Annotated in this window: 16 protein-coding genes; all 16 read left to right on the top strand. The window is 40.6% G+C overall.

The features are described from left to right. Window positions 1-5: 5 nt before the first annotated feature. The gene (cysC, locus tag QUD54_RS09530; RefSeq protein WP_286336499.1) at window positions 6-731 is read left to right on the top strand and encodes an adenylyl-sulfate kinase; all 726 of its coding nucleotides are present in this window, start codon (window positions 6-8) and stop codon (window positions 729-731) included. Then, entirely contained in the window at window positions 721-1,326 is a 606-nt protein-coding gene (gene cysC, locus QUD54_RS09525) for an adenylyl-sulfate kinase (protein WP_286336498.1), read from the top strand. The genes cysC (QUD54_RS09530) and cysC (QUD54_RS09525) overlap by 11 nt, the downstream gene beginning before the upstream one ends. Continuing rightward, window positions 1,323-2,249 carry a 3'(2'),5'-bisphosphate nucleotidase CysQ gene (gene cysQ / locus QUD54_RS09520; protein ID WP_286338038.1) on the top strand — a complete coding sequence of 309 codons (927 nt, stop codon included), beginning with the start codon at window positions 1,323-1,325 and terminating at the stop codon, window positions 2,247-2,249. Before cysC (QUD54_RS09525) ends, cysQ begins: the two co-directional genes overlap by 4 nt. Window positions 2,250-2,261: 12 nt before the next feature. Further along, window positions 2,262-2,972, top strand: a complete 711-nt coding sequence (locus tag QUD54_RS09515) for a sulfotransferase family 2 domain-containing protein (protein ID WP_286336497.1) — start codon at window positions 2,262-2,264, stop codon at window positions 2,970-2,972. A gap of 33 nt (window positions 2,973-3,005) precedes the next feature. Further along, complete coding sequence (locus QUD54_RS09510) at window positions 3,006-4,460, top strand: oligosaccharide flippase family protein (RefSeq protein WP_286336496.1); 1,455 nt, start codon at window positions 3,006-3,008, stop codon at window positions 4,458-4,460. 10 nt (window positions 4,461-4,470) lie between these two features. Further along, window positions 4,471-5,175, top strand: coding sequence for an SGNH/GDSL hydrolase family protein (locus QUD54_RS09505; RefSeq protein WP_286336495.1), 705 nt, complete (start codon window positions 4,471-4,473; stop codon window positions 5,173-5,175). A 205-nt stretch (window positions 5,176-5,380) separates the two neighbouring features. Beyond that, a complete protein-coding gene (locus tag QUD54_RS09500; RefSeq protein WP_286336494.1) occupies window positions 5,381-5,866 on the top strand; it encodes a glycosyltransferase family 4 protein in 486 nt (161 codons plus the stop codon). After that, on the top strand, window positions 5,766-6,311 hold the full coding sequence (locus QUD54_RS09495; RefSeq protein WP_406600563.1) for a glycosyltransferase: 546 nt from the start codon (window positions 5,766-5,768) through the stop codon (window positions 6,309-6,311). The genes QUD54_RS09500 and QUD54_RS09495 overlap by 101 nt, the downstream gene beginning before the upstream one ends. A gap of 26 nt (window positions 6,312-6,337) precedes the next feature. Continuing rightward, window positions 6,338-7,258, top strand: coding sequence for an alpha-1,2-fucosyltransferase (locus QUD54_RS09490; protein ID WP_286336492.1), 921 nt, complete (start codon window positions 6,338-6,340; stop codon window positions 7,256-7,258). A 15-nt stretch (window positions 7,259-7,273) separates the two neighbouring features. After that, entirely contained in the window at window positions 7,274-8,446 is a 1,173-nt protein-coding gene (locus QUD54_RS09485) for a glycosyltransferase (protein WP_286336491.1), read from the top strand. Next, window positions 8,439-9,599 carry an O-antigen ligase family protein gene (locus QUD54_RS09480; protein WP_286336490.1) on the top strand — a complete coding sequence of 387 codons (1,161 nt, stop codon included), beginning with the start codon at window positions 8,439-8,441 and terminating at the stop codon, window positions 9,597-9,599. The genes QUD54_RS09485 and QUD54_RS09480 overlap by 8 nt, the downstream gene beginning before the upstream one ends. Before the next feature lie 206 nt (window positions 9,600-9,805). Continuing rightward, the gene (locus QUD54_RS09475) at window positions 9,806-10,693 is read left to right on the top strand and encodes a GNAT family N-acetyltransferase (protein WP_286336489.1); all 888 of its coding nucleotides are present in this window, start codon (window positions 9,806-9,808) and stop codon (window positions 10,691-10,693) included. After that, window positions 10,690-11,778 carry a glycosyltransferase family 4 protein gene (locus QUD54_RS09470; RefSeq protein WP_286336488.1) on the top strand — a complete coding sequence of 363 codons (1,089 nt, stop codon included), beginning with the start codon at window positions 10,690-10,692 and terminating at the stop codon, window positions 11,776-11,778. The genes QUD54_RS09475 and QUD54_RS09470 overlap by 4 nt, the downstream gene beginning before the upstream one ends. Beyond that, window positions 11,775-12,554, top strand: coding sequence for a carbohydrate deacetylase (locus QUD54_RS09465; protein ID WP_286336487.1), 780 nt, complete (start codon window positions 11,775-11,777; stop codon window positions 12,552-12,554). Before QUD54_RS09470 ends, QUD54_RS09465 begins: the two co-directional genes overlap by 4 nt. A gap of 9 nt (window positions 12,555-12,563) precedes the next feature. Then, a complete protein-coding gene (locus tag QUD54_RS09460; RefSeq protein WP_286336486.1) occupies window positions 12,564-13,307 on the top strand; it encodes a polysaccharide deacetylase family protein in 744 nt (247 codons plus the stop codon). Continuing rightward, window positions 13,304-14,434, top strand: coding sequence for a glycosyltransferase (locus QUD54_RS09455; protein WP_286336485.1), 1,131 nt, complete (start codon window positions 13,304-13,306; stop codon window positions 14,432-14,434). Before QUD54_RS09460 ends, QUD54_RS09455 begins: the two co-directional genes overlap by 4 nt. Window positions 14,435-14,458: the final 24 nt, after the last annotated feature.

The following is a 14,458-nucleotide window of genomic DNA, read 5'->3' as shown; positions in this document are numbered from 1 at the left end:
GTGCCATGTATAAAGAGACCAACACCCGCTCGGTCGTCAAAGGGATCAGCTGGCGATTCGTGGCGACGGGCACGACCATCGTCATCGTCTACGTTTTTTTCGGCCGGCTTGACATGGCCATCGCCGCCGGCCTGATCGAAACGGTGCTCAAAGTGGCACTCTACTGGGGGCATGAAAAAGTGTGGCAGCGTATACGGTTCGGCAAAAAGCGCATCGAACCGTTCAACCTCTGGTTCACGGGACTCCCGCTCAGCGGAAAAACGACGATTGCCGACAAGGTCTACGACAAGCTTCAAAAACTCGACATACCGCTTGAGCGTATCGATTCGAAAGATATCCGCGAGCTCATTCCCAATGTCGGATATACCAGAGAAGATAGAAACCATCACATCAAACGGATCGGCCATCTCATCCAGACACTGCAGAACAACTCCATCTCAACGGTGGCTTCGTTCGTCTCGCCCTATAGAGAGTCGCGCAAAATCATCCGTGAAATGGTAAAGAACAATGTCGTCGTCTATGTCAAAGCCGACATCGAAACGTGCAAAAGGCGCGACTACAAAGGGGTCTACGAAAAAGCCCTGAAGGGTGAACTCAAAAACTTCACCGGCATCAGCGACGTCTACGAAGAGCCGCAACATGCCGAAATCGTCGTCGATACGGAAACAACCGATCCGGACGAAGCGGCGGAACGAATCTTTCAATACATCAAGAGGAACTATGTCAAATAAGCATGTGGTCTGGCACGATCATCGCATCACCAAAGAAGAGCGGGCAAAACTGAAATACCAAAAGCCCTGCATCCTCTGGTTCACCGGTCTAAGCGGCAGCGGCAAAAGCACCATCGCAAACGCCGTGGAAGCGAAACTCCATGAGATGGGCAAACACACCTATCTGCTCGATGGCGACAACATCCGCCACGGACTCAACAAAGATCTCGGCTTCAGCGACACCGACCGCGTGGAAAACATCCGCCGTATCGGAGAAGTTGCCAAACTCTTCGTCGACAGCGGGCTTATCGTGCTGACGGCATTCATCTCTCCATTTCAAAGTGACCGCGACAGTGTCAGAAATCTCGTCGAAGAAGGAGAGTTTATCGAAATCTTTATCGATACACCGCTTAAAGTGTGTGAACAGCGCGACCCCAAAGGACTCTATAAAAAAGCCCGAGCCGGAGAGATTCCACATTTTACCGGTATCTCATCGCCCTATGAACCTCCGGTCAAACCCGAAATTTATATAAAAAACGATAAAATTCCACTAGAAATTTGTGTCGAACGGATCATCGACTACCTGCAGACAAACGACTATCTAAATCACGGATGAGGAATATAGTGCATCAAAATCGGAACACGGAACACCAGACACCAGAGAGACTTCTCGATGCCATCGCCATCGAGGAGGTCATAACCATCGCACTCGAAGCCGGCGAAGCCGTGATGGAAATTTACGAAAAAGATTTCGAGGTCGGATACAAAGAGGACAAATCCCCCCTGACCGAAGCCGACAAAAAAGCACACGAGATTATTTCCGAAGGCCTATCAAAAATCGGAACACGGAGCACGGAACACGGAACACAAATATCGGCTCTGCCGATCCTTTCGGAAGAAGGACGCGACATCCCCTACGAAGAGCGCAAAGAGTGGGAGCACTATTGGTGCATCGATCCCATTGATGGGACCAAGGAGTTCATCAAAAAAAACGGCGAATTCACCATCAACATCGCCCTGATTCACAAAGATACACCGGTGCTCGGCGTCGTCTATGCTCCGGCACTCCGAGAACTTTATTATGCCAAAAAAGGGGAAGGAGCGTATAAGATAATGATGAATGATGAATGCTTAATGATGAATGAAAAAAATTTAAAAAATGCACAAAAACTACCTATTGAAAATTCAACATTAAACATTAAAAATTCAACATTAAAAATCGTCGCGTCAAAATCCCATCTCAATCAGGAAACTCAGGAGTTTATTGATAATTTAACATCCAACATCCAACATTCAACATTCATTTCAAAGGGTTCCTCTTTGAAACTGCTGATGGTCGCCGAAGGCAGTGCTGATATCTATCCGCGTCTCGCTCCGACGATGGAGTGGGATACGGCGGCTGCGGATGCCATCGTCCGCGAAGCAGGGAAAATGACGTATCGATACGATCCGACATTCAACATTGAAAATTTAGCATCTAAAGCTCCTCTTGTTTACAACAAGAAGGAGCTTTTAAACCCTTGGTTCATCGTTATATAAAGGAAATTTAAAATGATTATACCTGTATTACGAAAACTTTTACCAGAAGAGATTAAAGAAAAATATCATCATTGGCAAGAATATAAATACCATCAGAATTTACGCAAAACTCCTGGCAATACTTACAAACGCTTTGACGAAACACGGAGCATATTTATTCACATTCCCAAAGCAGGAGGGATTTCGATCATCAAGAGTTTGTACGGTGATCAAGCTGAAGGAATCGGTCACAGAACATATAAACATTTTAAATGGATTTTTGGCGAAGAGAACTATAATGATTATTTCAAATTTACATTTGTGAGAAATCCTTTCGATCGTCTGCTTTCCGCTTATTCCTTTTTAAAGAAAGGCGGAATGAATGCAATGGACAAAGAGTTTGGTGAAACCACTCTCAAACCGTATGATACTTTCGAGAAATTCGTCATGCAATGGTTGACACCTGAAAATGCCGATTCATGGGTTCATTTCATACCACAATACAAATATCTTTATGACGAAAACAAAAATCTTATGGTCAATTTCGTTGGACGTTTCGAAAATTTCAACGAAGATTATGAAAAAATCAGACATAAAATTGGAACCGGAGAAAAGCTGAAACACCTCAATAAAAGCAAAGATAAAAAAGGAGAAAATTATAGAGACATTTATACGCCGCAAATGATAGAAAAAGTGGTCAGTGTTTACAAACAAGATTTGAAATTATTTGATTACAGTTTTTAAAAATTTTCTAATACAAGGCAACCCTTGCTTTCAATGATTCTCAAACAAGCCAGCTGGAGTATGATTGGCTCTATTTATGGTTTTGTTGTCGGTTTTTTTCTAAAAATTTATCTTATCAATGCCGTTGGAACGGAAGGATACGGCAAATATATTATAGCTATGGGTGTTATCTCAACTATAACTGCTTTTATTGCATTATCCATTCCTCAGGTGCTTTTACGCTTTCTCCCTGCATATATTGAAAAAAAAGAATATGAAAAAGCTTCCAATCTCGCTTCGTTTTCCTTGCAATTTTTGTTAGGTATCGGAAGCATTGTCGCACTGCTTGTGTTTCTCTTCCATAATCAAATTTCTCTGATTTTTCACGATCACGACAAGCTTCTCTCTTTAGTGATCATGTTTTCAGCCTTTTATATCCCGCTGAGCTTATACCAAAGTATAATGTCAGCATCATACAGATCCCTTTTAAAGATACGTGAAATAATTTTATATGGTACATTTGTAATGATTACATTGCGAGCATTATCGGTTTTTATAATTTATTCATTCGCAACCAGTATTTATTATTTTATTTTTATAGAACTTATTACACAATTGATAGTTCTATACCTTCTTACCAAAAAATTCGACACCTCCAAGTTTACTTTTTTTAAACCATTTCCAATGAAAGAGATTATACAAGATAAACAAATCATCGATTATGGGAAAAAAATGTATTTTTATGCGCTTATCGGGATCGCAGGCGGTTATACCATCAGTTTAATTATGAGTCTTTATTTACCGGCTTCCGATATAGGGATCTATGCCATTCTTGGAACACTGGGAGGTTTGACGGCTTTTTTGCTAAACAATCTCAACTCGGTTTTTGCTCCCGTTATTTCGAAATATCACGCCGCCGGTGAAATAGAAAAACTGGGAATGTTGTTCAAAGATACAACATTTGTCATCAATATTGTCAGTGCACCGTTCATTGTCCTTCTCATACTCTTCTCGCACGACATCCTTTCCCTTTACGGTCACCATGTATCAGACTATACATTAGCTCTTGCCGTACTGATTTTAGGTAGTTATTACAACTTGTTTGTAGGAAATTCGGGAATGCTATTGTTAATGGGAGGATGGGAAAATGATGAGATCAAAATCAAAATTGGCAACACAATTTTTCTCATATTGTCATCGCTTATATTCATTTCAGAGTTTGGACTTATCGCCGCAGTATGGATAAGTACGGTGTCCTCTTTCCTGGTGAACAGTTTTCATGTTTTTTTTATAAAAAAAAGATTCGGTTTTACACCATGGGAAAAATATTCCCTTTTTATTTTCATCGCTACAATCGGAGTAATCTATTATTTCGGTTTTCGAACTTTTCCATACAAATATTCGATATTTGATTATATATGGGTAGGTTTACTGGTTCCCCTTGCCTATTGGTTGCCTTTTTATAAAAAAATTATGGCTATTATTAAAACAATAAAAGAGAACAAATGAAAGAAGTATAATGAAAAAACTGTTATCCAAACTTTCCACTGTCGTAAGATTTTTTCACAAAAAGTTGGCACGAGAAACGATATTGGTTCTCGGAGATTCACATGTAACGGTTTTTCACAATTTTCGCTTTATGTTACATTTTCCATTCAAATATTTCCAAGTAGTATCGGTAGGTGGGGCTACAGCATCTGGTTTGGAGAATCCTCGGTCAAAAACCCAAGCTTACAATATTTTCAATGATACCGTTGCAAAAAAAGATTTTGATAAAATCATTATTATGCTCGGTGAGGTTGATACCGGGTTTGTAATTTGGTACCGTGCATCAAAATACAACACAACAGTAGAAGAGATGTTTCATCAAGCTGTTGATAAATATACCGCTTTTATTTCCCGGCTTGCAGCACGGAGCAAGTTAATAGTCATCAGCACTCCACTGCCAACCATCGACGAAAAATCGAAAGGAGAAGTGGCACACGCTAGAAAAGAAGTAAAAGCATCTCAACTGGATCGAACAAAGTTGACATTGAAATTCAACAAAGCTATTGAAAACTATTGTAAAGAGCATCATATCGATATGATAAATCTTGATAACCAGTCATTGGGTAAAAATGGTCTGGTTATACAGGAATTGAAAAATAAAATTCCCACAGATCACCATTATGATGCCGATGCACATGCCAAACTCATTATTTCTGAATTAAAAAAAGTTCTTTGAATAGAAATAGAATGAAAAAATTTATTTGTAGCTGACCCCTTCCCCCACGCCTACACGTTTCTATAGACCGGATATTTACGATCAGGTCAAAGCAATTGAAAGAAATGGTGAGTATGAAATCATCATTATAAAGGTTCACCCTTTTTATCTTAAAATCGATTGCCAGGAGTATCTTTACCAGGGCATCAAAGTCTACAACTTCAGAGTGATCGATCTTTCTTCGTCGACACTTCCTGGAATATTCCACTCTCTCAATGCTTTACGACTCGAACGTTTCATTCGGAACATTGTCGGTATAGATTTCGACGATATCGCATTTGTCCATGCACATACACTTTATCCGGGAGGCGCTTTGGCCGTAACGCTTGGAGAAAAGTTTGGCATCCCATCATTGATACAACATCACGGCTTCGATGTCTTCCAACTTTTGAATGTCGGTATCCTAAAAGGCTTCTTGAAAGAGCTCAATGCCATATATATGAAAAAGAGACTTCTTGATATCGCGAATCGAGCCGACCTCAACATCGGCGTCAGCCAAAAAGTTCTCGACCAGCTGTTGGAAGAGAAAGCGTTTTCAAACCCCAGTCGGTATGTTCTCTACAACGGTGTCGATACGCAAAAGTTTTACAGATTACCAACCAAGGAAAATAGCCAATTTACGATTGATTGGCTGTATTGGAAATTTTTTTGAGATTAAAGATCATATGACATTGATGAAAGCCGTTTACGAACTGAAATGCCGGGGGATCAAAGATATAGAAGTCCGCCTCATAGGTAGTGGACCGACAATGGCATCATGCAAAAAGTATATCGCCGAGCATGGACTCGACAAGATGGTCGTTTTTGAAAAAGAGGTGGATCATAGGCAACTCAACGAGTTTTACAACTCTCTCGATCTTTTCGTACTCCCTTCATACTATGAGGCCTTTGGATGTGTCTACACCGAAGCCATGCAAACGGGTGTGCCGATTGTCGCCGTCAAAAATCAAGGAATTGAAGAAGTCCTGAAAGAAAAAGACAAAAAGCTATCGCTCATTTCAAAAGGGGATTATCGCCATATGGCTGATTTAACCGAGTTTCGTTATAATTACAGATCTAAATTAGTCAAATATATCATTTATATCAAACAGTTTTAAACTTTTTCTTCCAAAAAGGCCAATCAATGGATTCATCTGTTTACACTTTCGCATCACTCAGCAGCGGAGAGAGTTTCGGTTTCCGCCTGGGCGGTCCCGGACTTGGAAACCTGCTTTTCCCCTGGGCGAGATCCGTAGCGTTTGCAAAAAAACACAACCTAAAACGCATCAACAGCACATGGAAAACCATCAAACTCGGTCCAATTCTTCGGGGAGAGTTCGACAAACGGTTTTACAACGACTTGTTCGAAGAGCGCGAAATCGGAGGATTGAAAAAGTTTCTTCTTCTTCATTTGGCTGAGAAAGTGGATGAAAACCATGCCATCGAAGCCATGAAAGAGAAAAGCCTAAGACCGAAAGTGATCGTCTTCAAAGGCCTGGAAAGATCTTTTCATCCGATTTTAAAAGATCATTCGATCATCAAAAAAGAGCTTCTAAAAATCGTCATGCCACATCATAAACGAGCAGTGGAGAGCTTCGAAGCGGATGGGATAAGTGTTCATATTCGGATGGGAGACTTCGCCATTGCACCAAACGACGCATTTTTAAGAGAAGGCCGCTGGAATTATCGTCTGCCTCTAAAGTGGTATATCAACGTAATTGAAAATTTGAGAAAAGCCATCGGGAGTGATGTCCCGGTCAATATCTTTTCGGATGGTACGGATGAAGAACTCAAAGATATTTTGTCTCTGCCGGGGACCAAACGATGCTTTTACGGTTCGGCAATCGCGGATCTGCTGGCGTTGAGTAAAAGCCCGGTACTTGTAGCTTCCGCTTCCACTTTCAGCATGTGGGCATCTTATCTTGGGCGCATGCCCGTTATATGGTATCCAGGTTTACATCGTCTCAAACTTTACGATAAAGGGGAGAGTTTCGAAGGTACGCTCGATTATGACGAAATTCTGCCTGAAAGCCTGGTCTTTCAATTAAAGACAAAATTTCTGTAAGGGTCGATAAGGTTGATGAAAAAACAGGGGAAAAATATCTATCTCGAAATCACTCCTTTCTTCCCGAGCGATATACATTTCGTAGGCCCTTATATTTATGATCAGGTCAAATCGATAGAGCGAAGAGGGGATTTCGAAGTAGTTGTCGTAAAAGTGGTTTCCATATTTGACAATACCCCTGCCGAATATGTGTACCAGGGAGTCAGAGTTTTCAATTTTAAAGTTTTCGATCTACCCTCCTCGACACTGCCCGGTCTGTTTCATAAGATTAATTTAATACGTTTGAAAAAATTTTTAAAAGAGGTAGTGAAAATCGATTTTGAACAGATAGCATTTATTCACGCGCATGTCGCGTACCCCGCCGGAGCACTGGCTGCCGACTTGGGCAGAGAACACAACATAAAAAATTTCGTCCAACACCATGGATTGGATGTTATGCAGCTACGCAACGGTAGAATACTCGGGGGAAAGCTCAAAGAGTGGAATGGAAAGTTCATAAAGAGACGTTTTTTGAAAACGACAAACGGCACAAACCTGAATATCGGAGTCAGTCAGAAAGTTGTCGATGAACTCAAAAAAATAGAAGGATTTTGCAACCAAAACACATATGTTCTCTACAATGGTGTAGACACTTCCAAGTTTTATAGAATAGAAAATAGAAAAAAGAGCGATTTCTTTACAATCGGGTGTATCGGTAATTTCTGGAAAATAAAAGACCAAATGACACTGCTCAAGGCATTGAATCTTTTGCTAAAAGGAAGATGTATCGACAATATAAAAGTCGTCTTCGTCGGAAGCGGCCCCACACTGGGATCTTGCCTATCGTACGTTGAAGAAAACGGACTTGGAAAGTATGTTGAATTCAAAAAAGAGATAGACCACACACAACTCAATACCTTTTACAACTCCTTGGATCTTTTCGTGCTACCATCCTACTATGAAGCACTGGGATGCGTCTATACCGAAGCGTTGCAAGTTGGAGTTCCCATTATAGCTGTCGAGAATCAGGGAATCGAAGAATTGCTTCATAAAGAGGAAAAAGCCTTTTCACTGATCCCCAAGCATGATGAAAAGAGACTGGCCGACCTCATTTGCTGGCACCTCGAAAAAAAGCATTCCCTAACACCATATGATCTAAATATCGACAACTTTATATCGGAATTCCTTTCGAAGGTTACCGATGCTTAATTTTTATACAAAATATCTCTTCATCGTTTTCTGGACACTTCAGGTTTTGGAACAGACCAGTTTGCCTTTTCATTTCTATTCAATTTTGTATTTGATAATCGGCCTCTCTCTCATCTACACTTTCGTACTGCTATTGAAAAACAGGAGTTTCTTTTTCAACAAATCTTTTCTTCTCGTTTTAATCATCATCGCCATCTATGCCTGCTACTGGATACTTTTTGATCACTCTTTTTTCGGCATACAATACCTTTTTTCGAAAATCGCCATTTTCGGCATGATCATGGCCACGATCTATTTCAACTACGACTATGTCGAAAAGCGTTATCCTATAATCATGCTCGTCATCAGTACTCTTATACTTGTAGTGGGCGTGTTGACGAACCATGATTTCGGAACCCGCTACAGCGGCCCCTTCGACAATACGAATTCATTGGGTTTTTTAGCGGTTCTTGCATTCAGTATCGCCCTCTTTTATCTCAAGCCAGGTTTGAAAAAGACATCTCTTCTCATTTTCTTTATTGCATTGGTTCTCATGAGCGGTTCCCGAAACGCATTGGGAGGGCTCGTCCTCGCCTATCTACTGAAAGATGGGTTTTCCTACAAAAAGATAGCGGTGATTTTTATGGCGCTGGTAATGATGCTTGGCATCAACAAAATCACCTCTTCCTACGGTTTCACGACAGGCATCGACCGTCTCGTCTCCACTAGCAAAAAAAATGACCTTCTTGCAGGAAGGGATCTCGAGTTCAAACTCGGGCTTCTCTCCATAAAAGAAAAACCCATAGAGGGACACGGTCTGGATCACTATGCCCACCTTTCGGACAATATCGTCATGCGTTCAGGAATTTTACGCGTGGACAACGCTTTCGCGGCTAATCCACACAACTCGTTTCTGGGCAATTTCATCCAACTGGGAGTCCCTTTCGGAATGCTTTTGCTGTTGACACTCGTTTATTATATTGGAAAGTCCATATTTTTCAAACCTCGGAACGATCTTTTTCTCATCATGCTTCTATATCCGTTTCTCAGCGGCCTTTTCGAATCCCACTTGTTCGGCATCAACGGATACGAAGGCACCACGTTTTGGTTTGCGCTTCTTTTCTATCAAATTTATATGACAAAATATAAAAAAGAGAGATCATCCCAACCATGAACCATACAATCATCGAAACCGAAGAAGTCCTTGTCTCCATAGAGAAAATTTGGAAAACGTTTTACTCCTCCCTCAAGGATAAAACTGTTTTTCAAACTTTCGAGTGGAATTATCTGTGGTGGAAACACAGCTACTCTTACAATAAACTGTTCGTTTTGATTTTGTACCCACAAAGCATCGAAGAGCCTGCCGCAATATGCCCTTTGATGTTGGACCAAAAGAAAACTTTAAGATTCATTGCCGATACTCATTCGGATTATAGCGATTTTCTAATCGGTCCAGAGGACAATACGACACTCTACGAAATCTGCAAAACTATACACGACATCATAGAGCAAAGCGACGAAGTCGACTCCATAGAGTTGAAAAACCTGAATCAATCTTCGAAATATCTGGGAATTTTCTGTTCGCGCTTCGACTACAAACAGATTCTCTATCAGACAAATGCATCCTCGTACACATCTTTTGTCGGAAGCGAAAACGTTCTGGACGCTTTTTCCTATCTGAAAGCGAAAAAACGCAATCAGATCAAGAGACTCTACAAAAAAAATGAAAATCTACATGGGGTATATCACACGGTCGACACCTCTCCTTTCCCCGCTGAAACCTTGAAAGAGATTTTGACCGACATGAAAAAGAGCGGTCTGAGGGGTGACGATTTTCTGGACGAGACACTGCTCGGCATCATCACGAAACTCTACGAAGCGGGCCATTTAATGATTCAGGAGATAAAAGACGATAAAACCTCGCTTGTCATGAACTTCATTCTAAAAGATGACCGCGAAAAAAGATTTTTGCTGTGGATAACGATATATAGAAACAGGCCTAAAATAAATATTCTCTCCTACTTTATACTGATAAAAAAACTTTCCATGGAGCATATCGGCTCACGCTTCGTTCTTGATTTCGGCAGAGGTTTATATGAATATAAAATAGTGAATTTTTTGCCCGAAATCAATCTTCAATTTACATTTTATTATTCAAAAAACGGCATCGCTTATGTACGATATCTTTTGAAGCAATTCATCATTTTGTCAATCAAACCGTTTTACAAAAAACATAAAAAAACCATCAACAGGATTCTACACCGATGAGTCTGAAAACTTTCGCTTTTCTGGTCGAACCAAGCTCCTATACGCTCGATATCGTCGAAAATATTTACAAACCGCTTGGAATCGGCCACATCTTTTTTCACGACCGCCCGCTTATTGCTCAAAGTGACAAGACACCGGAAGGCGATATTTTTGAAAATATGGGATGCTTCCAGAGAATCGCCAAACTGCGAAATATCTGGCGACGATACGATTTTTTCATTTTCAACGGTTATAACACTACGGAGTTTCTTCTATTTTTCCTGACTTCATGGATACTGGGTGGCAGGAAATACATCGCCATCGACTCCGATACGCAATACAAAGAGATCGGCGGCATCAAGAGATTCGTAAAAAAACTCTATCTTCAAACTATTTTCAAACGCTCTTTTGTTCTCGGCTTCGCCGGGGGAAGTTACGGCCACAAGGAGCTCTTTCGCCGTTACGGCATGGCCGAAGAGCGAATCTTTTTGATGCCAATGATGGTGAACAACGAAACTTTTTTTGCCAATCGCCCCAAACCGGAGTCCCCTTTCACCTTTCTTTACGTTGGACGCATCATTCCGCATAAAAATGTGGAAATGCTTATCCAAAGTTTCCAAAAAGCTTTTGGAGACGAAACTACCGTTTTTCTGCGTATCGTCGGACGGGGATCATCGCTCGAATCGCTGAAATCACGCTATGCCGATGCGCCAAATATCCACTTCGAAGGAGCCAAGTTTGGCCGTAATCTCGTCGAAGCTTATCATACTTCTCATCTCCTAGTGATTCCATCACTATACGAACCCTGGGGACTTGTCGTCAACGAAGCCCTTTCCGCAGGTTTGCCGGTACTTGCATCCAATCGTGTTGGTGCAATTTACGATCTGATTCTCGGAAAGGAAACGGGATTCGTTTTTGATCCGACAAACATAGACGAACTTTCATCGCTTATGAAAAAAATATATGAAGATCCCTTACTTTATAAAAAAATGAGTCGTAATGCCGAAGAACTTATGCGAAACAGTTGGAATTATGAAATGTATAAAACAAATCTTATATCGGCAATCGACTATTGCCATGAAAAATTACATGGAGAAGAGAGATGACAAAATATTTGATAATCAATGCCGATGACTTTGGATGGGATGAAGAGACGGTTGCAGCAACGATAAAACTTTTCGAAAAAGGAGTATTGACCAGTGCGACTATCATGACAGGCATGCCCGGAACCCCAAAAGCCATAGAATATGCGAAAAAAAATCAGGATAGGTTTTCATTCGGCCTCCATTTCAATATTGTAGATGGCCATGCATCCCATTCTCTTTCACCAAACTCTTTGACAACACCGGAAAATAGAGTTTTCAAAGATAGCAACCAGCAACGCATCAATGCTCTCATGTGGAAGCTGAATAAAAAAGATATTCAACATGAGTTGGAGTGTCAATTATCTCAATTGTTCGATGCCGGTATCAACGTTTCACATATCGATTCGCATGGGCATCTGCATAAATTTCCTCAGATCATTCACGCGGCAAAGCCCATCCTCAAAAAATATAAAATAACATCCGTCAGAATTCCTCAAAATATTTTTCAGAATAAAAATCTCAAAAAATCATTGATAAACAATATTTTTAGACTCTTTTTTGGGGGGACCAAGCATCCTGACTATTTTTTCATGCTCGAGCATCATGAAGACAGCGATTGGCTGGAAAAATTTCTGAACGATATTCCCGATGGTTTGACTGAATTGGGTATTCATCCTGGTACGACCGATGCATGGCGTGCTGTCGAGACCCAACCGTTTTTTCATGATGAAATTTTGAAAAAACTGAATCGTCCGGACTTGAATCTCGTCAACTATAATTTCATAGACAGGCGATAAAAGATGCAAATGGTCAAAAACGCCGTTAAAACTGTTTTGCTGCACACTGGTGCACTTCTATACGGAAATCAAGATAGCAAAGTGATCTATTATCATGATATTCATGATAATACCGCTTACACATCGATGTCAACACCGATCAAACTCTTTTTGAAACATCTGGAAACCATTCAAAATATGAACTATACAGTGGTCCAGGAAATTACAAATAGAAAAAATGAAATCGAAATAACCTTCGACGATGGATTCAGAGGATTGTATGAAAATTTTTTATTGCTAATCGATCGAAAGATTCACGTCAAGCTTTTTCTCGTAACAGATTTTATCGATAAAAAAAACTATTTAACCAAAGGGGAAATCGAAGAGATGCTCGGTTCTGGATATTTGAGCATCGGCTCGCATAGCGTCTCTCACCAGAATCTCGACCTACACGATAGAAAAAGATTGATATATGAGCTTGAAGCTTCGAAAAAAAAGCTTGAAGACCTGTTCGACAGGCAGATATCGTCATTATGCTTTCCACGTGGAAGATTTTCCGATCTCGTCATCGAAGAGTCGGAAAAAACTGGCTATTCGAAACTCTACAGCTGCCTTCCAGGCTCATACTTCTCCCCTTATCGTAAAAATCTGATTCCACGTTCATTGGCCCAGCATGCATTGCCCTCCGATTTTTCTGCAATATTGAACGGTGGAGATCAAATATATTTCAAACGATATCTGAAAATGCATTATCGAAACGGAGACCTCGCTTGAAAATTTTGGTACATGCCATTTCTGCGAAAATGGGGGGTGCCAAACGGCATTTGAACAATATGATGAAAGCATTGGCCAAATCTGGTCATGATTTCGAATGGCTTGTCATTGTCAATGATGAATTTGACACTTCTGCATTTGAAAGTAATGTAGAGATAATCAGATTCCCGGAAACATACAGTTCGGGTTGGAAGAGAATTCTCTTGGATAATTGGCACATCAACAAAATAATAAAAGAAAAAAAAATAGACCTTTTAATTTCATTCGCAAATTTCGGACCGGTCAAAGCATCCTGCAAACATATACTTTTTGAAATGAACGCACTCTATTTTTGCACAAATATCCGCAATCTATACGGCCGACGACAGCATATAGATTTTGCTATCAAGCGCATTCTTATAAAACTTTCCGCTATTTGGGCGGATTTAATCATCACCCCGAGTAAAAGTCTTAAACTCCAACTGATCGATACACTAAATATACCGGAAAATAAAATAGATATTCTTTACCACGCATCGGAAAAGGAGTTCTGTCGTATCGGACAAACAACGAACATTACAAAAAAAGAAAACAGTACAGTCACGACATTCCTTTATCCATCTCACCTAGCCCGTCACAAGGGTATCCATATTCTTCTCGATGCACTCAAAATAGTCAAATTCGAAAAAAACAGATTGCTGCCTCCATTTGAAGTAATTTGTACCTTTGCGAAATCGGACGAACCTGAGTATTACGATGAATTGACCAAGTCGATTGAACAACATGACTTGGATGACATCATCCGTTTCGTCGGTTTCGTTCCTCAGGAAGAGATCAATCAACTCTATGCTTCATCCGACTATATGCTTTACACGACACTGTGTGAATCATTCGGTTTTTCCATGCTTGAAGCCAAAGTTTTTCATCTTCCCGCTCTTTGCTCGAATATTCCCATCAACCGCGAAATATCCAAAGAAGCTGCACTTTACTACCAGTGGAACGATCCTGAAGATTTGGCGGATAAAATCGAATTCATCATCACTCAAAAGCCCGACCAATTCAATTTCAACGACGAATTGCTCGAGTGGCATTGGGAAAATTATGCTGAAAAACTAATTGCATGCATGAATGACGTGTTATCACGATAACCCATTGCATAAGGTCCTTCTATA

Origin of the sequence: Hydrogenimonas cancrithermarum, assembly GCF_030296055.1 — a bacterium.
GTDB classification, from domain to species: Bacteria; Campylobacterota; Campylobacteria; order Campylobacterales; family Hydrogenimonadaceae; genus Hydrogenimonas; species Hydrogenimonas cancrithermarum.
The sequence above is the reverse complement of the archived record's forward strand: the minus strand, read 5'-3'. Positions and strand labels throughout refer to the sequence as shown.